At 67.9% G+C, this 25723-nt stretch carries 27 protein-coding genes and 1 tRNA gene; 17 read left to right on the forward strand and 11 right to left on the reverse strand.

Translation table 11 applies throughout. The annotated features are described in order from the left end of the window. Window positions 1-111: 111 nt before the first annotated feature. Together groL and groES are read right to left on the reverse strand one after the other, a co-directional pair. Entirely contained in the window at window positions 112-1758 is a 1647-nt protein-coding gene (groL, locus tag KHC23_RS10325) for a chaperonin GroEL (protein WP_213372152.1), read from the reverse strand. Between the two features lie 45 nt (window positions 1759-1803). Further along, window positions 1804-2118, reverse strand: a complete 315-nt coding sequence (groES, locus tag KHC23_RS10330) for a co-chaperone GroES (RefSeq protein WP_213372154.1) — start codon at window positions 2116-2118, stop codon at window positions 1804-1806. Window positions 2119-2421: 303 nt separating this feature from the next. Between groES and KHC23_RS10335 the strand changes: the two genes are divergently transcribed. Together KHC23_RS10335 and KHC23_RS10340 are read left to right on the forward strand one after the other, a co-directional pair. Beyond that, complete coding sequence (locus KHC23_RS10335; protein WP_213372156.1) at window positions 2422-2745, forward strand: usg protein; 324 nt, start codon at window positions 2422-2424, stop codon at window positions 2743-2745. Window positions 2746-2872: 127 nt separating this feature from the next. Then, window positions 2873-3475, forward strand: coding sequence for an exopolysaccharide biosynthesis protein (locus KHC23_RS10340; RefSeq protein ID WP_271188611.1), 603 nt, complete (start codon window positions 2873-2875; stop codon window positions 3473-3475). A 63-nt stretch (window positions 3476-3538) separates the two neighbouring features. Here the strand turns inward: KHC23_RS10340 and KHC23_RS10345 are convergent, their stop codons facing one another. The 6 genes from KHC23_RS10345 to KHC23_RS10370 all read right to left on the reverse strand — a co-directional run bounded on the left by KHC23_RS10345 (window position 3539) and on the right by KHC23_RS10370 (window position 9496). Then, the gene (locus tag KHC23_RS10345; RefSeq protein WP_213372158.1) at window positions 3539-4285 is read right to left on the reverse strand and encodes an SDR family oxidoreductase; all 747 of its coding nucleotides are present in this window, start codon (window positions 4283-4285) and stop codon (window positions 3539-3541) included. 360 nt (window positions 4286-4645) lie between these two features. After that, complete coding sequence (locus KHC23_RS10350) at window positions 4646-5386, reverse strand: proteasome-type protease (protein ID WP_213372160.1); 741 nt, start codon at window positions 5384-5386, stop codon at window positions 4646-4648. A gap of 100 nt (window positions 5387-5486) precedes the next feature. After that, window positions 5487-6323: a transglutaminase family protein gene (locus KHC23_RS10355; protein WP_213372162.1), complete on the reverse strand. Its 837-nt coding sequence runs from the start codon at window positions 6321-6323 to the stop codon at window positions 5487-5489. Between the two features lie 13 nt (window positions 6324-6336). Continuing rightward, window positions 6337-7281 (reverse strand): alpha-E domain-containing protein, encoded by a 945-nt coding sequence (locus tag KHC23_RS10360; RefSeq protein WP_213372164.1) that lies wholly within the window; start codon window positions 7279-7281, stop codon window positions 6337-6339. Between the two features lie 12 nt (window positions 7282-7293). Then, complete coding sequence (locus KHC23_RS10365) at window positions 7294-7917, reverse strand: LysE family translocator (RefSeq protein ID WP_213372166.1); 624 nt, start codon at window positions 7915-7917, stop codon at window positions 7294-7296. A gap of 157 nt (window positions 7918-8074) precedes the next feature. Continuing rightward, window positions 8075-9496: a circularly permuted type 2 ATP-grasp protein gene (locus KHC23_RS10370; RefSeq protein WP_213372168.1), complete on the reverse strand. Its 1422-nt coding sequence runs from the start codon at window positions 9494-9496 to the stop codon at window positions 8075-8077. A 213-nt stretch (window positions 9497-9709) separates the two neighbouring features. Here KHC23_RS10370 and KHC23_RS10375 point away from each other — a divergent pair, with 213 nt between their 5' ends. The 6 genes from KHC23_RS10375 (at window position 9710) to KHC23_RS10400 (ending at window position 13838) form a co-directional block, all read left to right on the forward strand. Beyond that, window positions 9710-10447, forward strand: a complete 738-nt coding sequence (locus tag KHC23_RS10375) for a competence/damage-inducible protein A (RefSeq protein WP_213373198.1) — start codon at window positions 9710-9712, stop codon at window positions 10445-10447. A gap of 148 nt (window positions 10448-10595) precedes the next feature. Further along, complete coding sequence (gene gpt, locus KHC23_RS10380; RefSeq protein ID WP_213372170.1) at window positions 10596-11102, forward strand: xanthine phosphoribosyltransferase; 507 nt, start codon at window positions 10596-10598, stop codon at window positions 11100-11102. Window positions 11103-11111: 9 nt separating this feature from the next. Further along, entirely contained in the window at window positions 11112-11501 is a 390-nt protein-coding gene (locus tag KHC23_RS10385) for a hypothetical protein (protein WP_213372172.1), read from the forward strand. An 88-nt stretch (window positions 11502-11589) separates the two neighbouring features. Continuing rightward, on the forward strand, window positions 11590-12000 hold the full coding sequence (locus tag KHC23_RS10390) for a DoxX family protein (RefSeq protein ID WP_213372174.1): 411 nt from the start codon (window positions 11590-11592) through the stop codon (window positions 11998-12000). A 26-nt stretch (window positions 12001-12026) separates the two neighbouring features. Further along, on the forward strand, window positions 12027-13721 hold the full coding sequence (locus KHC23_RS10395) for a formate--tetrahydrofolate ligase (protein ID WP_213372176.1): 1695 nt from the start codon (window positions 12027-12029) through the stop codon (window positions 13719-13721). 31 nt (window positions 13722-13752) lie between these two features. After that, a tRNA-Leu gene (locus KHC23_RS10400) sits at window positions 13753-13838 on the forward strand. A 96-nt stretch (window positions 13839-13934) separates the two neighbouring features. Here the strand turns inward: KHC23_RS10400 and KHC23_RS10405 are convergent. Beyond that, window positions 13935-14411, reverse strand: a complete 477-nt coding sequence (locus KHC23_RS10405) for a hypothetical protein (RefSeq protein ID WP_213372178.1) — start codon at window positions 14409-14411, stop codon at window positions 13935-13937. A gap of 146 nt (window positions 14412-14557) precedes the next feature. Further along, entirely contained in the window at window positions 14558-15262 is a 705-nt protein-coding gene (locus tag KHC23_RS10410) for a GntR family transcriptional regulator (protein ID WP_213372180.1), read from the reverse strand. A 135-nt stretch (window positions 15263-15397) separates the two neighbouring features. Between KHC23_RS10410 and KHC23_RS10415 the strand changes: the two genes are divergently transcribed. The 9 genes from KHC23_RS10415 (at window position 15398) to KHC23_RS10455 (ending at window position 24748) form a co-directional block, all read left to right on the forward strand. After that, a complete protein-coding gene (locus tag KHC23_RS10415) occupies window positions 15398-16003 on the forward strand; it encodes an amino acid synthesis family protein (RefSeq protein ID WP_213372182.1) in 606 nt (201 codons plus the stop codon). Next, on the forward strand, window positions 15996-17819 hold the full coding sequence (locus tag KHC23_RS10420) for an alpha/beta fold hydrolase (protein WP_213372184.1): 1824 nt from the start codon (window positions 15996-15998) through the stop codon (window positions 17817-17819). Before KHC23_RS10415 ends, KHC23_RS10420 begins: the two co-directional genes overlap by 8 nt. 22 nt (window positions 17820-17841) lie before the next feature. Continuing rightward, window positions 17842-18906 (forward strand): LLM class flavin-dependent oxidoreductase, encoded by a 1065-nt coding sequence (locus KHC23_RS10425; RefSeq protein ID WP_213372186.1) that lies wholly within the window; start codon window positions 17842-17844, stop codon window positions 18904-18906. Between the two features lie 11 nt (window positions 18907-18917). After that, window positions 18918-20405 (forward strand): aldehyde dehydrogenase, encoded by a 1488-nt coding sequence (locus KHC23_RS10430; RefSeq protein WP_213372188.1) that lies wholly within the window; start codon window positions 18918-18920, stop codon window positions 20403-20405. An 11-nt stretch (window positions 20406-20416) separates the two neighbouring features. Then, on the forward strand, window positions 20417-20731 hold the full coding sequence (locus KHC23_RS10435) for an NIPSNAP family protein (protein WP_213372190.1): 315 nt from the start codon (window positions 20417-20419) through the stop codon (window positions 20729-20731). A 95-nt stretch (window positions 20732-20826) separates the two neighbouring features. Then, a complete protein-coding gene (locus KHC23_RS10440) occupies window positions 20827-21849 on the forward strand; it encodes an ABC transporter substrate-binding protein (protein ID WP_213373199.1) in 1023 nt (340 codons plus the stop codon). Window positions 21850-21994: 145 nt separating this feature from the next. Next, a complete protein-coding gene (locus tag KHC23_RS10445) occupies window positions 21995-22861 on the forward strand; it encodes an ABC transporter permease (protein WP_213372192.1) in 867 nt (288 codons plus the stop codon). 4 nt (window positions 22862-22865) lie between these two features. Then, window positions 22866-23666 carry an ABC transporter permease gene (locus KHC23_RS10450; RefSeq protein ID WP_213372194.1) on the forward strand — a complete coding sequence of 267 codons (801 nt, stop codon included), beginning with the start codon at window positions 22866-22868 and terminating at the stop codon, window positions 23664-23666. Continuing rightward, window positions 23663-24748, forward strand: coding sequence for an ABC transporter ATP-binding protein (locus KHC23_RS10455; RefSeq protein ID WP_246544498.1), 1086 nt, complete (start codon window positions 23663-23665; stop codon window positions 24746-24748). The genes KHC23_RS10450 and KHC23_RS10455 overlap by 4 nt, the downstream gene beginning before the upstream one ends. 112 nt (window positions 24749-24860) lie before the next feature. On the opposite strand, the gene KHC23_RS10460 is transcribed toward KHC23_RS10455, so the two are convergent. Continuing rightward, entirely contained in the window at window positions 24861-25721 is an 861-nt protein-coding gene (locus tag KHC23_RS10460; protein WP_213372196.1) for a hypothetical protein, read from the reverse strand. Window positions 25722-25723: the final 2 nt, after the last annotated feature.

The following is a 25723-nucleotide window of genomic DNA, read 5'->3' on the forward strand; positions in this document are numbered from 1 at the left end:
CGCCGCGCCCTTGATCCTGAGAGAGGGACCGCCTCAGCCTGCCCCGCCGCCACCGAAACCGGGCCTGCCCGGTTTCGGCACTCAGCGACGTGCAGGGGCGAACGGACTTCCTCAGAAGTCCATTCCGCCCATTCCGCCCATGCCGCCGCCCGGCATGGCCGGGGCAGCGCCACCCTTCTTCGGGATGTCGGCGATCATCGCCTCTGTGGTGATCAGCAGCGAGGCCACGGAGGCCGCGTTCTGGATCGCCGAGCGCAGCACCTTGGCCGGGTCGATAACGCCGGCCTTGTACATGTCGACATACTCGCCGGACTGGGCGTTGAAGCCGTAGGCGTAGTCGCTCTTCTCAAGGATGCGGCCGACGATCAGCGAGCCGTCTTCGCCGGCATTGCTGGCGATCTGGCGCGCCGGGTACTGCACGGCCTTGCGGACGATGTCGACGCCGGTCTTCTGGTCGGGATTGGCGGTGACGACCGCGTCCAGCGCCTTGATCGCGCGCAGCAGGGCAACGCCGCCGCCCGGGAGCACGCCTTCCTCGACCGCCGCGCGGGTGGCGTGCAGGGCGTCGTCGACGCGGTCCTTCTTCTCCTTGACCTCGACCTCGGTGGCCCCGCCGACGCGGATCACCGCGACGCCGCCGGCCAGCTTGGCAAGGCGCTCCTGCAGCTTCTCGCGGTCGTAGTCCGAGGTGGTCTCCTCGATTTGCGCCTTGATCTGCGACACGCGGTCCTCGATGTCCTTCTTGGCGCCGGCGCCATCGACGATGGTGGTGTTTTCCTTCTCCAGCACGACCTTCTTGGCGCGGCCGAGCATGGCGAGGGTCACCGTGTCGAGCTTGATGCCCAGATCGTCGGAGATGGCGGTGCCGCCGGTGAGGATGGCGATGTCCTGAAGCATGGCCTTGCGGCGGTCGCCGAAGCCGGGCGCCTTGACGGCCGCGACCTTGAGGCCGCCGCGCAGCTTGTTGACCACGAGGGTGGCGAGCGCTTCGCCCTCGATGTCCTCGGCGATGATCAGCAGCGGCTTGGAGGTCTGCACCACGGCTTCCAGCACCGGCAGCAGTTCCTGCAGGCCGGAGAGCTTCTTCTCGTGGATGAGGATGTAGGGGTCCTCGAACTCGACCCGCATCTTCTCGGCATTGGTGATGAAGTAGGGGGAGAGATAGCCGCGGTCGAACTGCATGCCTTCGACCACGTCGAGCTCGGTCTCGGCGGTCTTGGCTTCCTCGACGGTGATCACACCCTCATTGCCGACCTTCTGCATCGCCTCGGCGAGGTACTTGCCGATCTCGGCGTCGCCATTGGCGGAGATGGTGCCGACCTGGGCGATCTCGGCGTTCGAGGTGACCTTGCGGGCGTTCTTCTTGAGGTCGGCCACGATGGCGTCGACGGCGAGGTCGATGCCGCGCTTGAGGTCCATCGGGTTCATGCCGGCGGCGACCGACTTGGCGCCTTCCTTGACGATGGCCTGGGCAAGCACGGTGGCGGTGGTGGTGCCGTCGCCGGCGAGGTCGTTGGACTTCGAGGCCACTTCGCGCACCATCTGGGCGCCCATGTTCTCGAACTTGTCCTCGAGCTCGATCTCCTTGGCGACGGTGACGCCGTCCTTGGTGATGCGCGGGGCGCCGAAGCTCTTCTCGATGACGACATTGCGGCCCTTGGGGCCGAGCGTGACCTTCACCGCATTGGCGAGGATGTCGACGCCGCGCAGCATCTTCTCGCGCGCGTCGCCAGCGAACTTAACTTCCTTGGCAGACATGATTTCTTCTCCGGTGATGCGTTGCGAGCAGCGTCAGGCGCTGCCTCAGGCGGCCTTCTTGGCCGCGGAGGCGCCTTCCAGAACGCCGAGGATGTCGGACTCTTTCATGATGAGGTAATCGACGCCGTCGATCTTGACCTCGGTGCCCGACCACTTGCCGAACAGCACCCTGTCGCCAGCTTTCACGTCGAGTTCGACGAGCTTGCCGGCCTCGTCGCGGGCACCGGGGCCAACGGCGACGACTTCGCCCTGGGAGGGCTTTTCCTTGGCAGTGTCGGGAATGATGATGCCGCCCGCGGTCTTCTCTTCCGCATCGATACGCTTGACCACGACCCGGTCATGCAGGGGACGGAACTTCATCGGTTCTCTCCAATCGTGAACGATCGTTTGCTCCTGCAACCGCGTCCGCCGGGCCGCCGGCCTCGACGGAATTCGCGTTGCCGGACGGACATCTAGGCGCCGGGGAAAGGCCGCGCAAGGCGTGGGCGGCAAAAAATTGGCAGTCCCGGGATCAGAGTGCCAGCAACGTGAGCGCCTGTCTGTCAGCACTCATTTCAAAATGCTGCTAATGCTTTGATTTTGAACAGCTATTTGCAAATTTAACCTTGCCGGACGGCTGAGCCGGCTACACACTCGGATTCGGTCGCGATCAGGAGGCTCCGCATGACCGAACACAGGGTAACGTCGCGTGGCGTGGCTTTGGACGGTGCCGCGCCGAAGGTATCCGAGGATTTTCGCCGGCAGCTTGAGGGCTACGGGCTGACCACCGCGCAGATCCTCTACCGGATGCCCGATCATCCGGGCATTCTCCAGACCTATCTCTGGCAGCATTACGATCTCTGTCCTCATTTTCCCGAGCTGAAGCGTTTCCTCGCCTTCTGGCGGCGGGAGCTGGAAGGCCCGCTCCATTCCGTCACGGTGGCGCATGCGCGGCTGATCGGACCGGCGGAACTGCGCCGGGTGGAGGGCGAGTTCGTGCTGAACTGAGCCTTTCGAGCTTGCCCGTCTTTTGAGCGTGCTGCCCTCTTCTTGCCGCTTCCGACGTGCTATGAGGTTGCGCGCAGGAGGGGGGCCGGTTCGGCGCCCGCAGAAAGTCAGGCAGCTGGTCAGTTTCGTGGATCATCGTTCTCCGCGCACGTCGGAACTGCTCTCGGCGATCGTCACCGCCCATTCGGCGGAGCGTATCGGCGTCGGCGAGATTGTGCATGCCCTGCGCAACCGTGCCTTCGGCCTCTCCATCCTGCTGCTCGGGCTGCCGAACTGCCTGCCGATGCCGCCGGGCCTGCCGGTCATCTGCGGCATCCTGCTCTGCCTCGTCGGCGGGCAGATGGTGATGGGCCGGGACGAACTGTGGCTGCCGCGCTGGCTTGCCAACCGCACCCTGTCGCGCGGGCTGCTGGAGAAGATCGTCAACGGCTCGCTGAAATGGATCCGTCGCTTCGAGGGCTATTCGCGCCCGCGGCTGCCCTATTTCTCCTCGCCCTCCGCTCGCTTCGTGCTCGGTGGACTGGTGGTGCTGCTCGGGTTGCTGCTGCTGCTGCCGATCCCGATCTTCGGCAACCTGCCCCCCGGCATCGCGGTGGTCATCCTCGGCCTCGGCCTGGTGGAGCGCGACGGGGTGTTCATCCTCACCGGCGTCGTCGCCACGCTGATAAGCTTCGGCGTGATGGGGCTGCTCAGCTGGCTGCTGTTCCAGGGCGCGCTGGCGGTCATCTGAGCCGATCGGCTTCGTCTACCTTGATGGGCGCATACCTTGATGGGCGCATGAGGCGAATTCGCCTCACCCCCGGCCGACGAAGGGTGCGCTGCTGGCCATCAGGGTCATGCTCAGCACATTCGCGTCGAGCGGCAAGCTGGCCATGTGGGCGACGGCGCGGCCGGCATGGACAGGGTCGAAGGTCGGCTCGACCATGATCTGGCCGCTGGCCTGAAGCACGCCGGTCTTCATCTTCGCCGTCATGTCGGTCTCGGCATTGCCGATGTCGATCTGGCCGCAGGCGATGTTGTGGGCGCGGCCCTCCAGCGCCACCTGCCTGGTGAGGCCGAGGACGGCGTGCTTGGTGGCGGTATAGGGGCCGGTCAGCGGACGCGGCGCGTAGGCCGAGATCGAGCCGTTATTGATGATGCGTCCGCCCTTGGGGTCCTGCGTCTTCATCAGCCGCATGGCGTGCTGGATGCACAGGAACACGCCGGTGAGGTTGACGTTCACCACATGCTGCCAGTCTTCGAGCGGAATGTCCTCGATCGGCGTCGCCGGGGACCAGCCGCCGGCATTGTTGAACAGCACGTCGAGCCGGCCGAAACGCTGCTTAACCGTGTCGAACAGCGCGGCAACCGAGGCCGGGTCGGAGACATCGGCGGTGACCGGGTGGCCCTTGCCTTCCATGGCGGCGGCGACGGCTTCCAGCGGGTCGGCGCGGCGACCGGCAAGCACGACGGTGAAGCCGGCCTCGCCGAGGGCGAGCGCGGCGGCCTTGCCGATGCCGGTGCCGGCGCCGGTGACGAGGGCGATGCGGGTGGCGTTCATGCGGGTTCCTCCCAGAGCCGGCGAAGATGGCCGACGCGCGGCCGGCGGGCAAGGTGGGTGTCGGGCGGCAGGAGGGGGAAGGGATCGCGGCGCGCCCCCGCGCTCGATGCGATCATCGGAAGGAACCCTGAAGCATTGTCCGCGTTGTCAAGGCGAACCTGATGCTTTCAAAACCGGAGGTCAAGGCCATGCCCGCGATCCTGATGTGGCTCATCGGTATTCCGATTCCGATCATCATTCTGCTTTATCTCCTCACCTGACGATGAGTGGATTTTTCTCTCGCCGCTTCGAGGGGTGAGGGTCTGAAAATGGGTCGCCCGGCGAAGAACGGGCGGCCCATCTCATTTTTACACGCGAAGATCAGCGTCCATAGGGCGGCCGGGGAATCGAGGTGTGCGCCGCGCGCAACGCCGCCGACCAGCGCTCGCGCAGATCGTGGAAATAGGGCTCTCCGGCCTCGACGCGGAAATTGAGTTCGGCCTGCCCGGCATCGCGGCGCGCCATCAGCACGTCGATCGGCATGCCGACGCCGAGATTGGAGCGCATGGTGGAATCCATCGAGATCAGGCCCGACTTCAGCGCGTCGTAGAGATCGGTCTCGAAGGTGATGGAGCGGTCCAGAACCGGCTTGCCGTATTTATGCTCGCCGATCTGCAGGAACGGCGTGTCGCTGGTGCATTCGATGAAATTGCCGGCGGCATAGATCATGAACAGCCGCATGCGCCCGCCATTGACCTGCCCGCCGAACAGGAACGACACGTCGAAGCGCAAATCGGCGTCCTTCAACGCCTCGCCATAGAGATCGTAGACGTGCCGCACCGCCCGTCCGACCAGTTGCGTCGCCCGGAACATGCTGGTGCAGGTGGACAGAGTGTCCTTGAGCCCGGTCTCCGGGTTGTCGAGCCCCTCCTGCAGCGTGCTGATCACCGCCTGCGAGATCGAGAGATTGCCGGCGGTGGACAGCGCCAGAACATGACGGCCCGGCTCCTCGAAGACGTGCAGCTTGCGGAAGGTCGAGACGTTGTCGAGCCCGGCATTGGTTCTCGTATCGGCGATCATGACGAGGCCGTCACGCACCAGAATACCGCAACAATAGGTCATTGAAGGCGCTTCCCCTGTCCTGCCGGCCAGGAGGCCGGCAGTTCGTTCCCGCGCCCTTATACCGGTGCGCTTTCCTGTCGGGCAACCTCGGCCCCGACCGCTACCCCTGAACCTGACGGCTCGACTGGTCCACCTTGAGGGCGACGGTGAGGTTTTCGTCGCCGCCGCCATAGCGATTGCCGCGCACCGGCGCGGCGCCGAGATAATCGAGCCCTACGGCGACGCGGACATAGGCTTCGGTGGGGCATTGGCGGTTGGCGGCGTCGAAGCCGATCCAACCGAGCCCGTCGACATAGGCCTCCGACCAGGCATGGCCGGCCTGATGCCCGGCGCCCTGCGCGGCGTCTGCTCCGTCGCCGACCAGATAGCCGCTCACATAGCGCGCGGGCACGCCGACATGGCGGGCGCAGGCGGTGAACACATGGGCGAAATCCTGGCAGACCCCGCGTTTCAGCCTGAACGCCTCCGAGGCGGTGGTGGAGACATGCGTCGGGTCGGGATCGAACTCCATCGCCTCGGTGATGGCGTCCATCAGCGCGTGCAGCCGGGCGATGCGGTCGCTCTCGCCGCTGCCGGTGGCCTCGGCGAAGGCGACGAGGTCGGAATCCGGGGTGGTGAGGTCGGTGCTGCGCAGGAACAGCGAAGGGGGAAAGCGCTCGTTGATGCCGCGGATGACGCCGGCGGTGTCCTGCGTCTCGACCTCGCCCTCCACCAGCACGCGAAGCTCCCGGAGCGGCCCCTCCACTGCGAAGGTGTGGGTACGGTTGCCGAAGGCGTCCTGATGGGCGCGTAGCTGACAGCCCTCCGACACGTCGATGCGCCAGGAGACCACATACTGGCCGTCATGGCTGCACGGCGTCAGGCGCAAGGTCTGGATCGCGCCATTGGCCGGCGGATCATAATTGTAGATGGTCGCGTGATTGACATGGATACGCATGACGCAGGCCGGTTCAGAGCAGGTACTGCTCGGTGACGGTGGAGCCGAGGCGGTTGTTCTCGGTCACGAAGGAATCGATGTATTCGTGCAGTCCGGTCTGGAAAATGTCCTCCATGCGGCTGTTGCCGAGCCGGGACAGGGTCGAGCGGGCCAACCGCTGGGAGCCACCCTGCCGGCCGTAATAGGCGGCTATATCGTCGAGATAGCGCGTTATGTTCTGGTAGCAACTGGTGAGCGAGCGCGGCATCTGCGCGTTGAGGATGAGCAGGTCCGCCACCAGCCACGGCTTCACGCTCTCGCGGTAGACCCAGTGGAACGAGGTCAGCGCCGACACCGAGCGCAGGATCGAGGTCCACTGGAAGTAGTCGAGCGGACCGCCGATATGCTCGGAATCCGGCAGCAGCACGTGGTATTTGACGTCGAGGATGCGGGCGGTGTTGTCCGCCCGCTCGACATACATGCCCACCCGCGAGAACCAGAAGGCGTCGTTGCGCAGCATGGTGCGGTAGGCGGCGCCGTCGAAGCGGAGCGAGGTCTCCTTGACGAAGGACATGAAGCGCGCCAGTTCCTCGCGCGTCATGTTCTTGGTCGAGTGGCGCTTCAGCTCCAGCCAGGAGGAGTTGATGGTCTCCCACATCTCCATGGTCAGCGCGGTGCGCACCGAGCGCGCATTGGTTCGGGCGATCTCGAAGCAGTTGCGGATCGAGGACGGGTTCTCCGGCGCGAAGGCCAGGAAATTGATGACGTTCTGTTCGGTCACCTCGTCGCCGTGGACGGCCTTGTAGGCCTCGGCGCAGCCGGCGGTGAGCAGGGCCGAGCGCCACTCATTGGTGGACCCGCCATAGGCGGCGGGAAGCTGGGCGAGGCGCTGGGTCACGTCGAGGATGCGGGCGAGGCAGTCCGCCCGCTCCATATAGCGGGCCAGCCAGTAGAGATTGTCGGCAGTACGAGAAAGCATGGGACCCGCGTTCTATTTGGCGTTGCGCCAGGCAAGCGTGGCGACGCCGGCCGCGATCAGGAGCGAACCGCCGACGCGGTTGATGGTGGCGATCAGGCGCGTGCTCTGCACCGCGCCGCGCAGGCGGCCGGCGAGCAGCGCGTAGCCGAAGGCATTGGCGGCGGCGAGGGCGAGGAAGGTCGCCTCGAAGATCAGAAGCTGGGTCAGGAAGTCCCGACCGGGATCGAGGAATTGCGGTAGGAACGCCACGAAGAAGGTGATGCTCTTGGGGTTCAGCGCCGTGACCACCCAGGCATGCGCCATCATCCTCCAGGCCGAGCCGGCCGTGCGGGCCTCGCCGAAGCTGGCCTTGCCGCCGGCCCGCCAGAGCTTGATGCCGAGCCAGATGAGATAGGCGGCGCCGACCCATTTCAGCGCGGTGAACAGCGTCGCCGAGGTGGCGAGCAGGGCGCCGAGGCCGAGCATGGACAGCGTCATGGCGGTGAAGTCGCCCAGCGCCACGCCGAGGGCGACGGGCAGGGCGACCTTGCGCCCCTGGCCGAGCGCATAGGAGACGACGAGAAGTATGGTCGGCCCGGGTATCACCAGCAGGACCGCCGAGGCGGCGACGAAGGCCAGCCATGTTTCAATCGACATCTGCGCTCCCCTCATTGCATTCCAGAGAGCACCGTCATCCTGAGGTGCGAGCGAAGCGAGCCTCGAAGGATGCTCATCTGGGGCGATATCCTTCGAGGCCCGGCTGCGCCGGACACCTCAGGATGACGTGGTGTTTTCCGTCCCTAGAACGCCGAACTCAGTTTTCCTCCAGCACCCAGGTGTCCTTGGTCCCGCCGCCCTGGCTGGAATTGACCACCAGCGAGCCGGCCTCCAGCGCCACCCGGGTCAGCCCGCCCGGCACGATGCGCACCCTGTCGGAGCCGGTGAGCACGAAGGGGCGCAGGTCGACATGGCGCGGCGCGATGCCTTCCTCGACGAAGGTCGGGCAGGTCGACAGCGCCAGCGTCGGCTGGGCGATGAAATTGTTGGGGTCCTGCTTCAGCTTGGCGCGGAACAGCTCGATCTGCGCCTTGTCGGCGCGCGGGCCGATGAGCATGCCGTAGCCGCCCGAGCCATGAACCTCCTTCACCACGAGATCGCCGAGATGGTCGAGCACGTATTTCAGGTGGTCGGGCTCGCGGCAGCGCCAGGTCGGCACGTTCTTCAGCAGCGGCTCCTCGCCGAGATAGAAGCGGATGATGTCCGGCATGTAGCTGTAGACCGCCTTGTCGTCGGCGACGCCGGTGCCGACGGCGTTGGTCAGCGTGACATTGCCGGCATTGTAGGCGCTCATCAGCCCCGGCACGCCGAGCGCGCTGTCCGGCCGGAAGGTGAGGGGGTCGATGAAATCGTCGTCGAGCCGGCGATAGATGACGTCGACCCGGCGTGGCCCCTCGGTGGTGCGCATGTAGACGACATCGTTGCGCACGAACAGGTCGCGGCCTTCGACCAGTTCGACGCCAAGCTTGTCGGCCAGGAAGGAGTGCTCGTAATAGGCCGAGTTGTAGATGCCGGGAGTGAGCACCACGACCGCCGGGTCGCTGTTGGGGCTGCCCGGGGCCAGCGATTTCAGCGTCGCCAGCAATTCGTCGGTGTAGTTCTCCACCGGGGCGACGCGGTTGTCGGCGAACAGCTCCGGGAAGAGCCGCATCATGATCTCGCGGTTCTCCAGCATGTAGGAGACGCCGGAGGGCGTGCGGGCATTGTCCTCCAGCACGTAGAAGGTGTCGGCATCCACCCGCACCACGTCGATGCCGGCGATGTGCACATAGAGGTCGTGCGGCACTTTCTGGCCGTTCATCTCCGGCCGGAAGGCGGGGTTCTGGTAGACGAGGTCTTCGGGAACCACGCCGGCCCTGAGGATTTCGCGGCGCGAATAGATATCCTTGAGGTACAGATTCAGCGCCCTGGTGCGCTGTTCCAGCCCCCGCGACAGCCGGCGCCATTCGCTGCCGGTGAGGATGCGCGGAATGATGTCGAAGGGGATCAGGCGCTCCTGGGCATCGCTGTCGCCATAGACGGCGAAGGTGATGCCGATGCGCCGGAAAATGAACTCGGCCTCCTTGCGCCTCATGTCCAGCACGTCCGGCGGAACGTTGCTCAACCAGCGGGAGAGAGTGGCGTAGGCGGAACGGATCGAGCCGTCCGCATTGGTCATTTCGTCGAAGGCGACGCTCATTGGTGCAAATCTACTCCCCAACTCCGCCAAGTTAGCTACAAAGCTCGTGCCAGCGGAAGGGGAGGAACACTCCCCATGGCGATAATTGCGAGTTTGCGCACCGTTTGCCCATTTGGCGGGCAATGTGCCCTCACTTGCGGCGGATGGTGCGGTGAATTGCGGCGGAGAGCAGCTTTAGGCCCGCCGTCGAGGGAGGAGAATCGGATGTCGACCTTGGCAGGGCCGGTGACGGCGGCGGTATTGGTCATCGGCGACGAGATACTTTCGGGGCGTACCAAGGACCGCAACATCGGCTATATCGCCGAGTACCTGACCGCCATCGGCGTCGATGTGCGCGAGGTGAGGGTGGTGCCGGACATCGAGGAAGAGATCGTCGCCGCCGTCAACGCGCTGCGCGTCCGCTACAGCTACGTGTTCACCACCGGCGGCATCGGGCCGACCCATGACGACATCACCGCCGATTCGGTGGCGAAGGCGTTCGGGGTGGCGATCGACGTCGATCCCCGCGCCCGCGCCATGCTGCTCGAATACATCAAGCCCGAGGACCTCAACGAGGCGCGCCTGCGCATGGCGCGCATCCCGGCCGGCGCCGAATTGGTGCCGAACCCGGTGTCGAGGGCGCCCGGATTCTGGATCGGCAACGTCATCGTCATGGCCGGCGTGCCGACCATCATGCAGGCGATGCTGGACCAGGTGGCGCCGAAGCTACAGACCGGCGTGCGCATGCTGTCCGAGACGGTGCGGGCGGATGCGCGCGAAGGCGATGTCGGCGGCCCGCTCGGCGCCATCGCCCAGGTCAACCCCGAGGTGAGCATCGGCAGCTATCCCTTCATGGCCGACGATGGACGACCGAACACCAACCTCGTGGTGCGCGGCCGCGACCCGGCGAAGGTGGCGGCGGCGGTGGCGCAGGTGCGGGCGATGGTCGAGGGACTGCGCAAGCCGGGCTGAACCGGCGGGCTGACGCTGCGGCTTGAACCTTATGGTCCGCTTTTTCCCGTGCGAAGCCGGCAATTTCCGCCCGGCGGCACTGGAGAAGGCGGTGCGCTGCCGCTAATGATCTGGGCGACGTTCTGCCAGCCGACCGGGATCCACCTCGATGTCCGACGACCGCCAGAAGAAGGCCTTTCCGGTCTCCTGGGACCAGTTCCACCGTGATGCGCGCGCCCTTGCCTGGCGGCTGGCTGGCGCCGGCCCGTTCGAGGGCATCGTCTGCATCACCCGTGGCGGGCTGGTGCCGGCCGCCATCGTGGCGCGCGAACTCGGCCTGCGGATGATCGAGACGGTGTGCATCGCCAGCTATCACGACTATACCCAGCAGGGCGAGATGCAGGTGCTGAAACCCATTTCCGGGGCGGTGACGGCGGCGGTCGGCGAGGGCGGCCGGGGGCTGCTGGTGGTCGACGATCTGGTCGATACCGGCAAGACGGCGCGTCTGGTGCGCGATATGCTGCCGGCCGCCCATTTCGCCACGGTCTACGCCAAGCCGCTCGGCCGGCCGCTGATCGACACCTTCATCACCGAGGTGAGCCAGGATACGTGGATTTATTTCCCGTGGGATATGGGGCTGAGCTTCCAGCCGCCGATCCGCGACGGGGCAGCGTGAGGACGACACATGGCCGGCAGCCACAATGACGACGAGACCGACGACGCCTATGACGCCGCCTTCGACCAGCACCGCGCGGCGCTCTACGACATGCTCATGGACTATGCCGACACGCATGAGCTGAGCGACAGCTTCATGGCGGTGCTGGCTTCCGATATCGGCCTGTCGCTGCGCATGGTCGCCTATGCGGCGGAGACCGAGAAGCCGTCGGTCGGCGGGCTGCGGCTCGACCTCGACCGCTATGCCCGCGAATTGGGCGACAGCGTGCGCGACGCCAAGAAATACGCCGCCGAGTTCATCGCCGAGGCCAAGGCCGCCCAGGAGGCCGACGAGGAAGAGGACGACGACGAGGACGAGGATGGGGCCGCAGAGGGCGAGCCGAAGGCCCAGCCCTCCTGAACGCGGATGCCGGGAGGTCGCTCGCCTTTCGGCTTCCCCTGCGCTATGCCGGGCTGCGGTAAACAGCGCCGCTTAGGGAACCCTACCGATGACCCCCGCGATCATCTCCGGCATTCTGCTTTCGCCGATCACGGCCTTCGTCGCGCGTTTCCTGCTCGTCTTCATGTTCCTCGGCAGCGCCATCAGCAAGATCGTCGACTTTGCCGGCGCCGAGGCCGAGATGGCCCATTTCGGCCTCAGCCCGCCCTGGCTGTTCGCCGTGGCGACCGTCGTCACCCAGGCGGTTGGCGGGGTGCTGATCCTGCTGAACCGGGCGGCCTGGCTGGGGGCCGGGGCGCTGGGCATCTTCACGCTGCTGACCATCCCCATCGCGCACCATTTCTGGAACATGGAAGGTCCGATGGCGCAGTTCGAATTCTATGTGGCGGTCGAGCATCTCTCGGTGCTCGGCGGCATGTTGCTGGTCGCCATCCTGGCCGAGCGCACGCGCGCGGCCTGACGGCGGAACGTCTTACGGGAGCCTTCATGAACACCGCGGCGCGCACCATCGATCCCACCAGCGACGCGGCCATCGCCGCCTCGGTGACGCCGCGCCCGATCGAGGAGATCGGCGACCGGCTCGGCGTGCCGGCCGCCGCGCTCTATCGCTACGGTCCCGACAAGGCGAAGATCGCGCTCGATTTCGCCCGCAAGGCCGAGGCGAAGGCGGATGGCCGGCTGATCCTCGTCACCGCGATCAACCCGACCCCGGCGGGCGAGGGCAAGACCACCACCACCATCGGCCTCGGCGACGCGCTGGCCCGCGCCGGCAAACGCGTCGCCATCGCGCTGCGCGAGCCGAGCCTGGGCCCGGTGTTCGGCTCCAAGGGCGGCGCGACCGGCGGCGGCCATGCCCAGATCGTGCCGATGCAGGACATCAACCTGCATTTCACCGGCGATTTCCACGCCATCAGCGCCGCGCACAACCTGCTCGCCGCCACCATCGACAACCACATCTACTGGGGCAACGCGCTCGACATCGACACCCGCCGCATCAACTGGCGGCGCGTGGTCGACCTCAACGACCGCGCGCTGCGCAGCGTGGTGGTGGGTCTCGGCGGGCCGGGCAACGGCTTCCCCCGCGAGGACGGCTTCGACATCACGGTGGCGAGCGAGGTGATGGCGATCTTCTGCCTCGCCCGCTCGCTGGAGGACCTGGAAGAGCGGCTTGGTCGCATGGTGGTGGCGCAGAACCGCGCCCGCCAGCCGATCACCGCCGGCCAGCTCAAGGTGACGGGGGCGATGACGGCGCTGTTGCGCGACGCCTTCCAGCCCAATCTGGTGCAGACGCTGGAGGCGACCCCGGCGGTGGTGCATGGCGGGCCGTTCGCCAACATCGCCCATGGCTGCAATTCGGTGATGGCGACCCGCACCGCGCTCGGCCTCGCCGACTACGTGGTGACGGAGGCCGGCTTCGGCGCCGATCTCGGGGCGGAGAAGTTCCTCGACATCAAGTGCCGGCAGGCCGGGCTGACGCCCTCCGTGGTCGTCATCGTCGCCACGGTGCGGGCGCTCAAGATGCATGGCGGCGTGGCGCAGAAGGACCTCGGGGCGGAGAATGTCGCCGCCGTTTCCGCCGGCACTTCCAATCTCGTGCGGCACATCGAGAACATGAAGGCGTTCGGCCTGCCGGCGGTGGTGGCGATCAACCGCTTCACCGGCGACACGGCCGCCGAGATCGACGCGATCAGGGCCGCCTGCGCGGCGGTCGGCGCCAGCGTGCATCTGTGCTCGCACTGGGCGGACGGTTCGGCCGGGGCCGTCGGGCTGGCCGAGGAGGTGGCGGCGCTCGCCGCCGGCCCGTCGGCGTTCCGCCCGCTCTATGCCAGCGAGTTGCCGCTTCTCGCGAAGATCGAGGCCATCGCCACCCGCATCTACCGCGCCGGCGCGGTGGCGGTCGAGCCGGGCGCGCTGCGCAAGCTTGGCGAGTTCGAGGCGCAGGGCCATGGCGACCTGCCGATCTGCATGGCCAAGACCCAGTACAGTTTCTCCGCCGACCCGACCCGGCGCGGCGCGCCGGAAGGCTTCGTGCTGCCGGTGCGCGATGTGCGGCTCTCGGCCGGCGCCGGCTTCGTGGTGGCGCTGTGCGGCGACGTGATGACCATGCCGGGCCTGCCCTCGCGCCCGGCGGCGGAAGACATCTTCGTCGACGAGACCGGCTTCATCGGCGGTGTGTTCTGACGGCAGCGAACGCCACCGCTGCACGGCACCCGCGGGCGTGGCGAAACTGGTAGACGCAACGGACTTAAAATCCGTTTCTCTCTGAGAGTGCCGGTTCGAACCCGGCCGCCCGCACCATCTTCTTCTTTCCGCACGGGCGGGAGGGGCGCGGCAGGCGTCCCATCCCGTTGGTGGTCCGACCGGCGGCCAGCCGGCTCGGGTGTGCCGGCCCGTTCAGTCGACCAGTTCGATCCTGTGCTCATAGTGGCCGGCATCCCGGCGCGTCGTGGTCATCTGTCCGCGCGCGCCGATGAACCGGCCGGTGCCGCCGACAATGGCCCGCACCTGCGGCGCGTCCACCACCATCTCGCCGGCGCCGACCGCGTAGACCGAGCGTCCGGCGATGACCAGCGTATTGGCGTCGCCGAAATCCAGCACGATGTCGGCGAGGCGGTCGAAGAATTTGTCGCCGGCGCCATCGGGCACACCCACCGTGGTGATGAGGCCGTTCATGGTGCCTTTCTTGCCATCCGGGGTGGTGAAGCCGGCTTCGAAGGCCAGCATGTCGCCATGCGAGGCGCCTTCCTTGCCGAGGTCGATATGGACCAGTTCCGGCTTGTCCTGGGTGACGCTGAAGGTCTCGCCGGCCTGTGCGGCGGGGGTGAGCAGAAAGGCACAGAGAAGGCCCGCGAGCGGGGTGAGGGTTTTCATGTGGCGCGTCCTGATGGCTGGAAGGTGCCCGTACGGGAGCACGATAGCTCCACCTATCGCGGTACCAATCACGCCGTGCAGCCGCAAAGGCTATTTTTGGACGCATTTTCCGGCCGGGCGCGCGGGTTCGGCCGCGTCGGCGCCGGTCAGAGGCCGCCGAGTATCGTGTCGGCGAGCCCGGCCACGGTGGCGACATGGGCGCGGCTGGCCTCATAGGCGGCGTCGCCGTCGCGGCGGCGGATGGCCTCGTGCACGCGGCGCATCTCGCCGATCGCCTGGGCGTGGCGCCCCGGCGTGGCGATGGTCATGCCGCGCAGATGGTTGATGCGGGCGTTGAGCGAGCGCACCACGTCCCACGCCACGCGCTTTCCGGCGGCGCGGAACAGGATTTCGTAGAATTCGGTCGTCGCCTTGAGCACGCCGCGCGGGCTGCCGGCCTTGAACGCGGCGTCGATGGTGTCGATGGCGGCGCCGAGTTCGGCGATGGCGGCGGCATCGGCCTCGACCGCGCAGGCCCGCGCCGCCTCGCTCTCCAGCAGCCCGCGGATTTCATAGATCTGCGCCGCCTGCGAGGGGTCGGGCCGCGCCACCGCCGGGCCCTGGTTGGGAATGGTCTCGACCAGCCCCTCGGCCTCCAGATGCCGCAGCACCTCGCGCACGACGGACCGGCTGACGCCGAGCCGCTCGCACAGGGTGCGCTCCACCAGCCGCTCGCCGGGCTTGAAGCGGAAATCGAGAATGGCGTCGCGCATCTTCTCCAGCGTCAGGCCGCGCAGCGTGACCGACTGGCGCTCCACCTTCATGCCGTCCGCACCGGGCAGTTCGGCGCCTTCCGGCGCATCCGTCCGCATGGTCATCCCCGCCGTTGCGCCCATCCGCGCCCCTCGCTTCCTTGTCGCCCGACCCCGTGGCGAACGCAATTGACTCGACTGTCTTATGGTATACCATCTTACGAACAAGCTTCATACACCTGCCGGACGCTGGACATGCCGCTCGCACTCAGGAAGATCGTCACCTACACCGAAACCACCCTGATCGAGGGCGGGCGCGCGGCGCCCGTGCCGCTGCGGTTCTTCGCCGCCGCCGCGGTGCTGCGCAATCCATGGGCGGGGCAGGGCTTCGTCGAGGATCTGCGGCCGGAGATCCACGCCGTTGCTCCGGTGCTGGGCGAGACGCTCACCGCCGAGATCCTGCGCATGGCCGGCGCGGGCGAGGCGGTGGAGGGCTATGGCAAGGCCGCCATCGTCGGCACGTCCGGCGAGGTCGAGCACGCCTCCGCGCTCATTCACACGCTGCGTTTCGGCAATCACTATCGCAGCGCGGTCGGCGCCAAGAGCTATCTCGCCTTCACCAACACCCGCGGCGGGCCGAACACGCCGGTCGTCATCCCGCTGATGCACAAGCTCGACGAGGGCATGCGTTCGCACTACCTCACCATCCAGTTCTCCATCCTCGACGCCCCGGCGCCGGACGAGATCGTGGTGGCGCTCGGCGCCTCTATCGGCGGGCGGCCGCATCACCGCATCGGCGATCGCTACCAGGACCTGAAGGAACTCGGCGACACCCAGCAGACGGCGTCCCGCCATGGCTGAGGGGCGCGCGGTCGAGGGCATGGCGGTTCACGAGGGCCGCGACGGCCATGCGGTGCGCACCCGCTATCGCCGGCAGGGCGTGACCGGCGCGACGCCGGTCGTGCTGGTGCACGGCGTCGGCATGGCGATCGCGGCTTGGGAACCGCAAATCGCCGCGCTCGCCGCGCGCTTCGACGTGATCGCGCTCGACATGCCCGGCCATGGCGGCTCCAGCCTGCCGCCGGTCGATGCGAGGCTCTCCGACTACAGCGACGCCGTGATCGCCGTGCTCGACGCGCTCAAGCTGCCGGCGGCGGTGGTGGTCGGCCATTCCATGGGGGCGCTGGTGGCGCTCGACACCGCTTTGGCTCACCCTTCCCGTGTGCTCGGCGTCGCCGCGCTCAATGCCGTGTTCTGCCGCACGCCGGAACAGCGCGCCGCCGTGCTCGCGCGCGCCACGGCGCTGGCCGGGGAGGGGGGCGCCGGCGCGCCGGACGAGTCGCATCAGGCGGCGGTGCAGCGCTGGTTCGGCGCGCCGGTGCCGCCGGCGCTGCGGGAGGCGGCCGCGCGGGTCGCCCGGCTGCTCGCCGCCTGCGACCCCGTCGGCTATGCGCGCACCTATGCGCTGTTCGCTACCTCCGACGCGGTGCACCGCGAGCGGCTCGCCGCGCTCACCGTGCCGGCGCTGTTCATGACCGCCGACGGCGATCCCAATTCCACCCCCGCCATGTCCGAGGCGATGGCCGCTCTCGCCCCGCGCGGACGGGCGGAAATTCTCGCCGGCGCGCGGCACATGATGAACCTCACCGCGCCCGACGAGGTGAACCGGCGTCTTCTGGCCTTCCTCGACGAGGTCGCGCCGATGCGCCGCGAGACGAAATCCTTCGACCCGAAGGCGTTCCGGCAGGCGCTCGGCGCCTTCCTCACCGGGGTCACGGTGGTGGCCACCCGCGATGAGGCGGGCGACATGCGCGGCTTCACCGCCAACTCGTTTTCCTCCGTCTCGCTCGACCCGCCGCTGATCCTGGTCTGCATCGCCCGGACCGCGTCGAGCTACCCGGTATTCGCCGCCGCCGCGAACTTCGCCGTCTCGATCCTCGCCGCCGACCAGAAGGAAGTCTCGGCGCTGTTCGCCTCGAAATCGGCGGACAAGTTCGCCGCCAGCCGCTGGCATCTCGGCCCGGCCGGCAGCCCGGTGATCGAGGGTGCCAGCGCCTGGTTCGACTGCACCCGCCACGAGGTGGTGGAGGCGGGCGACCATGTCATCCTGATCGGCAAGGTGGCGGGCTTCGGCGCCGCCCCCGCCGCCCCGCTCGGCTATTGCCGCGGCGCCTATGTCGATGTGTCGCTGGGCCAGGAAGCGCTGGCGCGGCGCGACGAGCCGGCCCGCGTCGGCGCTATCCTGGAGCGCGACGGCGCGGTGCTGCTGGTCGAGAACGGGAAGGGCGGGCTCGATCTTCCCGCCGGCACCTGCCTGGAGCCGGCGAGCAACCCGCGCAGCCTGCGCGGCGCGCTCGCCCGGCTCGGCATCGAGGGGCGGCTCGGCTTCCTGTTCGCCGTGTTCGAGACTCTGGGCGCCGGCGAGGGCAGCGTGTCCATTTACTATCGCGGCGGCTTCGAGGGCGAGCCGCGCCCCGAGCACGGCGCGCGACTGGTGCCGTTCGCCGACATAGACTGGGCGCGGCTGGCGGACGAGGCGGTCCGCACCATGCTGCGCCGCTATGTCCGGGAACGCAGCGAAGACACCTTCGGCATCTATGTCGGCGACGCCATGCGCGGCACGGTCCATCCCTTGGCCGCTGCCGCCTCCGCCCCGATGCCGACGGCCAGCGCCTGAAGAACCAGCGGGGACCAAGGTCATGAAGTTCTCCCTCTTCGCCCACATGGAACGCACCGATCCCGCGATTCCCCATCGCCGGCTGTTCGACGAGCTGGAGGCGATGGCGCTGGCTGCCGAGGCCGCCGGCTTCGAGACGGTTTGGATCGGCGAGCACCACGGGATGGAGTTCACCATCGCGCCCAACCCGTTCATCCAGCTCGCCCATCTCGCCGCCCGCACCTCCACCATCCGGCTCGGCACCGGCAATGTCGTCGCCCCGTTCTGGCACCCGATCCGGCTCGCCGGCGAGGCGGCGATGATGGATGTCGCCTGCAATGGCCGGCTCGATCTCGGCATCGCCCGTGGCGCCTACATGTTCGAATATGAGCGGCTGCTGCCGGGCCTCGACGCCATGGGCGCGGGGCTGCGCATGCGCGAGCTGGTGCCGGCGGTACAGAAATTGTGGGAGGGCGACTATGCCCATCAGGGCGAGTTCTACGCCTTCCCCACCACCACCGCCTCGCCCAAGCCGGTGCAGGCCGGCGGCCCGCCGGTGTGGATCGCCGCCCGCGACCCCAACAGCCACGCCTTCGCGGTGGCGAACGGGTGCAACGTGCAGGTCACGCCGCTCGCTTCCGGCGATGGCGAGGTGGCGAGCCTGATGGAGCGCTTCACCGCCGCCGTGGCCGCTCACCCGCAGGTGCCGCGCCCGAAGATCATGCTGCTGCAGCACTGCTTCGTCGGCGAGAGCGACGCCGAGGTCGACCGGCTCGCCGACGACCTCTCCGCCTTCTACGGTCTGTTCGGGGCCTGGTTCGCCAACAAGCGGCCGATCCGCCAGGGCATCATGGCGCCGCTCTCGCCCGAGGAGCGCGCCGCCTTCCCGCAATATGCGCCCGAAACCGTGCGCCGGAACCTCGTCATCGGCCGGCCGGACGAGGTGATCGCGCGGCTCAAAGCCTATGAGGCGATGGGCTACGACCAGTTCTCGATCTGGATCGACAGCGGCATCGGCCATGCGCGCAAGATGAAGTCGCTCGACCTGTTCATCCGCGAGGTGATGCCGGCCTTCGCGCCGGCGCCCGCCGCCGCGGCGATGGCGTGAGGAAACAGCTTATGGCCACCCCCGCCCTGCGCGACGACTTCAGGCTCTATATCGACGGCGCCTTCGTGGCCGGCGAAGCGAGCTTCGAGAGCCTCGATCCGGCGCGCGGCATGCCTTGGGCGCGGATGCCGGCCGCCTCCGCCGCCGATGTCGACCGCGCGGTGCGTGCCGCCCATCGTGCCTTCGACGATTCGGCCTGGGCCGAGCTCACCGCCACCCAGCGCGGCAGGCTGCTGACGAGGCTCGGCGATCTGGTCGCCGCCCATGCGCCCGAACTGGCCGAGCTGGAGACCCGCGACACCGGCAAGATCATCCGCGAGACCCGCGCGCAGATCGGCTATGTCGCGGAATATTATCGCTATTTCGGCGGCCTTGCCGACAAGTTCGAGGGCGCGCATCTGCCCGTCGACAAGCCCGACATGGAGGCTTATCTGCGCCGCGAGCCGATCGGCGTGGTGGCGGCGGTGGTGCCGTGGAACTCGCAGCTCTTCCTCTCGGCGGTGAAGCTCGGCCCGGCGCTGGCGGCCGGCTGCACCGTGGTGCTGAAGGCCTCCGAGGACGGCCCGGCGCCGCTGCTGGCCTTCGCCCGGCTGGTGCATGAGGCCGGCTTCCCGCCCGGCGTGGTCAACATCCTCACCGGCTTCGGCGAGGAGTGCGGGCGCACGCTCACCGCCCATAAGCTGGTCTCCCGGGTCGCCTTCACCGGCGGGCCGTCGACGGCCCGGCACGTGGTGCGCAACACGGCGGAGAACCTCGCCTACACGACGCTGGAACTCGGCGGCAAGTCGCCGGTCATCGTGTTCGCCGATGCCGATCTGGAGAGCGCGGCCAACGCCGTGGTGGCCGGCATCTTCGCCGCCTCCGGCCAGAGCTGCGTCGCCGGCTCGCGGCTGTTCGTCGAGGAAAGCGTGCGCGAGAAGCTGCTCGCGATCCTTGCCGAGAAGGCGCGTCGCATCCGCATCGGCGATCCCGCCGATGCGGCGACCGAGATGGGGCCGCTCGCTACCCCACGCCAGCTCGCCCATATCGAGGCGACCGTGGCGGCGAGCCTGGAGGCCGGCGCCGCGCTCGTCACCGGCGGTGGCCGGCCGGCAGGGTTCGAGGACGGGCTCTATTACGCGCCGACCATCCTCGCCTGCGCCGGCAACGAGGTGCCCTGCGCGGCGCAGGAACTGTTCGGTCCGGTGCTGTCGGTGATCGCCTTCGAGGGTGAGGCCGACGTCGTCGCCAAGGCCAATGACAGCCCGTTCGGGCTGGCCGCCGGCGTCTTCACCTCCAACCTCACCCGCGCACACCGACTGATCCGCAAGCTGCGCGCCGGCATCGTCTGGGTGAACACCTACCGCGCGGTCTCGCCCATCGTGCCGTTCGGCGGCTACGGCCAGTCCGGACTCGGCCGCGAGGGCGGCGCCGAATCCATACGCGACTACACCCGCACCAAATCGGTCTGGATCCGCACCTCCGACGAGCCGATCGCCGATCCCTTCGTGATGCGCTGAGGAGACCCGCCATGCTTTACGAGATGCGCACCTACCGGCTGAAGACCGGCACGGTCCCGGCCTATGTGAAGCTGGTGGCGGATGAGGGCATCGCGCTCCAGAAGCGCCATCTCGGCCAGCTGGTGGGCTATTTCACCAGCGAGATCGGGCCGCTGAACGAGATCGTCCATATCTGGGCCTATGCCAGCCTGGACGACCGCGCCGCGCGCCGCGCCCGGCTCAATGCCGATCCGGCGTGGCAGGCCTTCCTTCCCAAGATCCAGGCGCTGATCGAGGTCATGGAGAACAAGATTCTCCTGCCGACCGCGTTCTCGCCGCTGGACTGAGACCCGAGCGCGACAAGCGCCGCCTTGTGCCGACGAAAGCAGCGTCGGCGAAACAGAGATCCAAAGGGGAATCAGAGATGTCTCGCAGCAACGGAATGCGCCTAGCCAAGGCCATCGCCTTCAGTGCCCTCATCGTCGGCGCCGGGCTCGGCGTCGCCGCCGCCCAGTCGCAGGCGATCGTCTTCACCAGCTGGGGCGGTACCACCCAGGACGCCCAGAAGAAGGACTGGGCCGAGCCCTTCACCAAGAAGACCGGCATCGCCGTGAAGCAGGACGGCCCCACCGATTACGGCAAGCTCAAAGCCATGGTCGAGAGCGGCAATGTCGACTGGGACGTGGTCGACGTCGAAGCCGATTTCGCCGCCGCCGCCGCCAAGGACGGGCTGCTGGAGCCGATCGACTTCGGCGTCGTCAACCGCGGCGATCTCGACCCGCGCTTCGTCACCGACCATGCGGTCGGCAGCTTCTATTATTCCTTCGTGCTCGGCTTCAATCCGGCCAGCCTCGGTGAAAAAGCCCCCAGGAACTGGGCCGACGTGTTCGACACCAAGGCCTTCCCCGGCAAGCGCACCTTCTACAAATGGTCGGCGCCGGGCGTGCTGGAGATCGCGCTGCTTGCCGACGGCGTGCCGGCCGACAAGCTCTACCCGCTCGACCTCGACCGTGCCTTCAAGAAGCTCGACACCATCAAGTCCGACATCGTCTGGTGGGGCACCGGCGCGCAGTCGCAGCAATTGCTGGCCTCCGGCGAGGCGCCGATCGGCCAGTTCTGGAACGGCCGCCTGTTCGCGCTCGAACAGAGCGGCGAGAAGGTCGGGGTGTCGTGGGAGCAGAATCTCACCGCCGCCGACATGCTCGTGGTGCCCAAGGGGGCGAAGAACAGGGAGGCGGCGATGCAGTTCCTGGCCGAGGCGACCAGCCCGGAAGGTCAGGCCAGCTTCGCCACCGACAGCGGCTACGCGCCGGTCAACGTCAAGTCGGCGGCGCTGATGCCGAAGGACGTGGCGGCGAACCTGCCGGACCAGCACACCTCGTCGCAGATCAATCTCGACATGGCCTACTGGGCGGCGCATCGCGACGAGATCGGCAAGCGCTGGTACGCCTGGCAGGCGAAGTGAGGCCGGCGCGCCTTCGCCCCCTTGCCTTCGCCCGGGCGGAGGCGCGCCGAACGGATTCGAACGCAGGCCGGCGGCGCCGTCGGCCTGCGCCTTTTCCATCGTCCAACCGACCGCCCTTCGCGGCCGGCCCGATGCGAGCCTTTCGATGACCCTTTCGCACGCCGCGCATGTTCCCTCTCCGGCGCGACCGCGCCGGCTGCCGGCCGGCCTCGCCGCCGTGACGCCGGCCTTTGCGCTGGTGGCGGTGGTGTTCGTGCTGCCGGTGCTGGCGCTGCTGCTGCGCAGCGTGCTGGAACCTGAGCCGGGACTGCAGAACTACGCCGCCTTCTTCGCCTCGACCACCTATCTGAAGGTGCTGGGCAACACCTTCCTGGTCGCCGCCACGGTGACGGTGGCCACCGTGCTGCTCGGCTTCCCGGTCGCCTGGTTCCTGGCCATCGCTCCCGGCTTCTGGTCGCGGCTGCTGTTCGCCGTGGTGATCCTGTCGATGTGGACCAACCTGCTGGCCCGCACCTATGCCTGGATGGTGCTGCTGCAGCGCACCGGCCTGATCAACCGGACACTGATGAATCTCGGCCTCATCTCCGAGCCGCTGCCGCTGATCAACAACCTGGTCGGCGTCACCATCGGCATGACCTACATCATGCTGCCCTTCATGATCCTGCCGCTGCACGCCACCATCCGCTCCATCGATCCCTCGGTGTTCCAGGCCGCGTCGCTGTGCGGGGCGAGCCGCTGGCAGGCCTTCACCCGGGTGATGCTGCCGCTGACCGCGACCGGCATCGCCGCCGGCGCGCTGATGGTGTTCGTGATGTCGCTCGGCTATTTCATCACCCCGGCGCTGCTCGGCGGCACCTCCAACATGATGCTGGCCGAACTCATCGCCCAGCTCGTGCAGTCGCTGCTCGACTGGGGGCTGGCGGGCGCCGCCGCGCTGGTGCTGCTGGTCGTCACCCTCGCCATCTATGCGGTGCAGCTGCGCTTCTTCGGCTTCGGCCAGGCGAGGAGCTGAGGCGATGCTGCTCGATTTCTCCCGCCTCGGCCCGTGGCGCCTCGTGCTGGTGCTCATCGCCCTGCTGGTCGGCGCCTATCTGCTGCTGCCGATCCTGCTGATCGTCGGGCTGTCCTTCGGCTCGTCGCGCTGGCTGCAGTTTCCCCCGCCGGGCTGGACGCTGCGCTGGTACAGGGAACTGTTCGACGATCCCGCGTGGATCGCCTCCTTCCTCACCAGCTTCCGGATCGCCGCCGTGGTGACGGTACTGTCGGTGGTGATCGGGCTGATGGCCTCGTTCGGCCTCACGCGCGGGGAGTTTCGCGGGCGGGAGCTGCTGCGGGCGCTGTTCCTCACCCCGATGATCCTGCCGGTGGTGGTGCTGGCGGTGGCGCTCTACGCGTTCTTCCTGCGGCTGCATCTCAACGGCACGTTCACCGGCTTCGTGCTGGCGCATCTGGTGGTCGCGCTGCCGTTCTCGATCATCGCCATTTCCAACGCGCTGGAGCGTTTCGACCGCGACATCGAGACCGCCGCCATCGTCTGCGGCGCCAGCCCGCTGGAGGCGAAGCTGCGGGTCACCCTGCCGGGCATAAGGCTCGGGCTGATGAGCGCGGCGCTGTTCTCCTTCCTCGCCTCCTGGGACGAGGTGGTGATCGCCATCTTCATGGCGAGCCCGGACCTGCAGACCCTGCCGGTGCGCATCTTCTCGACGCTGCGCCAGGACCTCTCCCCGGTCATCGCCGCCGTCTCCACCGTCCTCATCGCCCTGACCGCCGGTCTCATGGCCCTCGCCGCCCTGCTCCGGAAGGACGCACGATCATGACCTGCTTTCTCGACATACGCGGCATCACCAAGAGCTTCGGCAAGGTGGCCGCCGTCTCCGACGTCTCGCTCGAGATCGCGCGCGGCGAATTCATGACCTTCCTCGGGCCCTCCGGCTCCGGCAAGAGCACCACGCTCTACATGATCGCCGGCTTTTTCGACCCGAGCGCCGGCGACATCCGGCTTGAGGGGCGCAGCATCCTGCGCGAGCCTTCGAACCGGCGGAACATCGGCATGGTGTTCCAGCGCTACACGCTGTTTCCCCATCTGAGCGTGGCCGAGAACGTCGCCTTTCCGCTGCGGGTGCGGCGGCGGCCGGCGGCCGAGATCGCGCGCAAGGTCGAGCAGATGCTGGCGCTGGTCCGGCTGGAGGGCTTCGCCGACCGGATGCCGGCGCAGCTTTCCGGCGGCCAGCAGCAGCGCGTCGCGCTGGCGCGGGCGCTGGCCTATGATCCGCCGCTGCTGCTGATGGACGAGCCGCTCTCCGCCCTCGACAAGAAATTGCGCGAGGAAATCCAGGTCGAGATCCGCCGCATCCACCGCGAGACCGGCGTGACCATTCTCTATGTCACGCACGACCAGGAGGAAGCGCTCAGCCTGTCCGACCGGGTGGCGCTGTTCAACCATGGCCGCATCGAGCAGGTCGGCAAGGGGCGCGACCTCTACGAGGCGCCGCGTACCCGTTTCGTCGCCGGCTTCGTCGGCCATTCCAACTTTCTCGACTGCACCATCGCCGCCCATGCGGGCGAGCGCGCCGATATCGTGCTGCCCGATGGCAGCCGGTTGCCGGAACTGCCGATCGACCGGCAGGCGCCGGTCGGCGCCGCGGCGCGGCTGATGATCCGCCCCGACCGGCTGCGCATCTCCAGCCCGGCCGGAGCCGATGCGCCCGCCGGCATCGACGCGGTGCTGTCCGACGCCACCTTCATCGGCGAGACCTTCCATTTCGCGCTCACGACGGCATGGGGCGGCGCGCTCAATGTCCGCATGCCCTCGCACACGCTGCCGCCCGCCGGGCACGGCGTGGGCCAGCGGGTGCGGCTGAGCTGGGCGCCGGGCGACGCCCGGCTGTTCGCGGAGTAGGGCGAACCGACGTCACGCCGGCCCGGTCATCGCCGCCTGAATCCTGAGCGTCGATCCGTTCTGGAGACTGGTTCACCGATCTGATTGCGATGCAATCAGATCGGAACGTGCTCTAGCCCGTCGCGGCCGTCTCGCTCTCGCGCATCATCAGCGCGGCGCCGAGGAAGAAGTCGAGCGCCCCGATGCCCAGCAGGATACTGGCCAGATCCGGTATCCACCACACCTCGCCCCCGCGCGGCACATAGGCGAGGATCGAGGCGGCCATGAAGGCGAGGCAGCCGAGAAGGTTGATGAACACGATCCGCCAGTCGAGCTGCCTCGGCCGCCAGCTCCAGTAGCTATGCCCGGCTTCGGCATAGGCGAGATAGCCTGAGACCAGGAACAGCACCGAGCCGATCATTCCCGGCAGCCACACCGCCACATCCTGCACGTACCAGCCGTCGCCGACGCACAGCGGGTCGAAGGTGTTGAAGTTGAAGGCCACCGTGCCGACGAACTGGCAGAAGGTGCTCAGCCATCCCGGGCTGCGCGGGTGCCAGCCGATCAGCGACAGCCGTCGCGGCGCGGCGGCATCGGCCGGGTCGAGCGTGAATTCGGCGGTGTTGGCGGCCTGGAAATGCTGGAGATAGCCCGCCAGCGTGAACGGGATCGAGCCCATGAAGAACACGACATTGATGGGCGTCGCCGGAAGGCCGGCAGCTTCGGGCAGCAGGCTGAGCAGGCTGCCGAGCATGAACAGCAGCGAGCCGAGCGCGAACAGTGCGCCGGTCCACCAATTATAGGCCTGCGTCTGCCAGAACGGGACCGGCGCGTTCTCCAGCGCCCGCGCCGCCCGCTCCAGGCCCTTGCGGTGCTGGCGCGCCCGCCAGATGATTCGCCGGCCGGCATAGGCGTAGCTGCGCCTGGTGATGAAGGGCCACGGTCCGGCAATGTGCATGCGCGGGCCGAGCGGATGGAAGAGACGCGCCCTCATCG

Source organism: Ancylobacter dichloromethanicus (genome assembly GCF_018390645.1).
In the GTDB taxonomy this organism is placed as follows: Bacteria; Pseudomonadota; Alphaproteobacteria; order Rhizobiales; family Xanthobacteraceae; genus Ancylobacter; species Ancylobacter dichloromethanicus.

Bases quoted from the DNA above. Each gene is read 5' to 3' on its own strand.
- groL (WP_213372152.1), bottom strand. From the start codon at position 1,758: ATGTCTGCCAAGGAAGTTAAGTTCGCTGGCGACGCGCGCGAGAAGATG.
- groES (WP_213372154.1), bottom strand. From the start codon at position 2,118: ATGAAGTTCCGTCCCCTGCATGACCGGGTCGTGGTCAAGCGTATCGAT.
- KHC23_RS10335 (WP_213372156.1), top strand. From the start codon at position 2,422: ATGACCGAACACAGGGTAACGTCGCGTGGCGTGGCTTTGGACGGTGCC.
- KHC23_RS10345 (WP_213372158.1), bottom strand. From the start codon at position 4,285: ATGAACGCCACCCGCATCGCCCTCGTCACCGGCGCCGGCACCGGCATC.
- KHC23_RS10350 (WP_213372160.1), bottom strand. From the start codon at position 5,386: ATGACCTATTGTTGCGGTATTCTGGTGCGTGACGGCCTCGTCATGATC.
- KHC23_RS10355 (WP_213372162.1), bottom strand. From the start codon at position 6,323: ATGCGTATCCATGTCAATCACGCGACCATCTACAATTATGATCCGCCG.
- KHC23_RS10360 (WP_213372164.1), bottom strand. From the start codon at position 7,281: ATGCTTTCTCGTACTGCCGACAATCTCTACTGGCTGGCCCGCTATATG.
- KHC23_RS10365 (WP_213372166.1), bottom strand. From the start codon at position 7,917: ATGTCGATTGAAACATGGCTGGCCTTCGTCGCCGCCTCGGCGGTCCTG.
- KHC23_RS10370 (WP_213372168.1), bottom strand. From the start codon at position 9,496: ATGAGCGTCGCCTTCGACGAAATGACCAATGCGGACGGCTCGATCCGT.
- gpt (WP_213372170.1), top strand. From the start codon at position 10,596: ATGTCCGACGACCGCCAGAAGAAGGCCTTTCCGGTCTCCTGGGACCAG.
- KHC23_RS10385 (WP_213372172.1), top strand. From the start codon at position 11,112: ATGGCCGGCAGCCACAATGACGACGAGACCGACGACGCCTATGACGCC.
- KHC23_RS10390 (WP_213372174.1), top strand. From the start codon at position 11,590: ATGACCCCCGCGATCATCTCCGGCATTCTGCTTTCGCCGATCACGGCC.
- KHC23_RS10395 (WP_213372176.1), top strand. From the start codon at position 12,027: ATGAACACCGCGGCGCGCACCATCGATCCCACCAGCGACGCGGCCATC.
- KHC23_RS10405 (WP_213372178.1), bottom strand. From the start codon at position 14,411: ATGAAAACCCTCACCCCGCTCGCGGGCCTTCTCTGTGCCTTTCTGCTC.
- KHC23_RS10410 (WP_213372180.1), bottom strand. From the start codon at position 15,262: ATGCGGACGGATGCGCCGGAAGGCGCCGAACTGCCCGGTGCGGACGGC.
- KHC23_RS10415 (WP_213372182.1), top strand. From the start codon at position 15,398: ATGCCGCTCGCACTCAGGAAGATCGTCACCTACACCGAAACCACCCTG.
- KHC23_RS10420 (WP_213372184.1), top strand. From the start codon at position 15,996: ATGGCTGAGGGGCGCGCGGTCGAGGGCATGGCGGTTCACGAGGGCCGC.
- KHC23_RS10425 (WP_213372186.1), top strand. From the start codon at position 17,842: ATGAAGTTCTCCCTCTTCGCCCACATGGAACGCACCGATCCCGCGATT.
- KHC23_RS10430 (WP_213372188.1), top strand. From the start codon at position 18,918: ATGGCCACCCCCGCCCTGCGCGACGACTTCAGGCTCTATATCGACGGC.
- KHC23_RS10435 (WP_213372190.1), top strand. From the start codon at position 20,417: ATGCTTTACGAGATGCGCACCTACCGGCTGAAGACCGGCACGGTCCCG.
- KHC23_RS10440 (WP_213373199.1), top strand. From the start codon at position 20,827: ATGCGCCTAGCCAAGGCCATCGCCTTCAGTGCCCTCATCGTCGGCGCC.
- KHC23_RS10445 (WP_213372192.1), top strand. From the start codon at position 21,995: ATGACCCTTTCGCACGCCGCGCATGTTCCCTCTCCGGCGCGACCGCGC.
- KHC23_RS10450 (WP_213372194.1), top strand. From the start codon at position 22,866: ATGCTGCTCGATTTCTCCCGCCTCGGCCCGTGGCGCCTCGTGCTGGTG.
- KHC23_RS10455 (WP_246544498.1), top strand. From the start codon at position 23,663: ATGACCTGCTTTCTCGACATACGCGGCATCACCAAGAGCTTCGGCAAG.
- KHC23_RS10460 (WP_213372196.1), bottom strand. From the start codon at position 25,721: ATGAGGGCGCGTCTCTTCCATCCGCTCGGCCCGCGCATGCACATTGCC.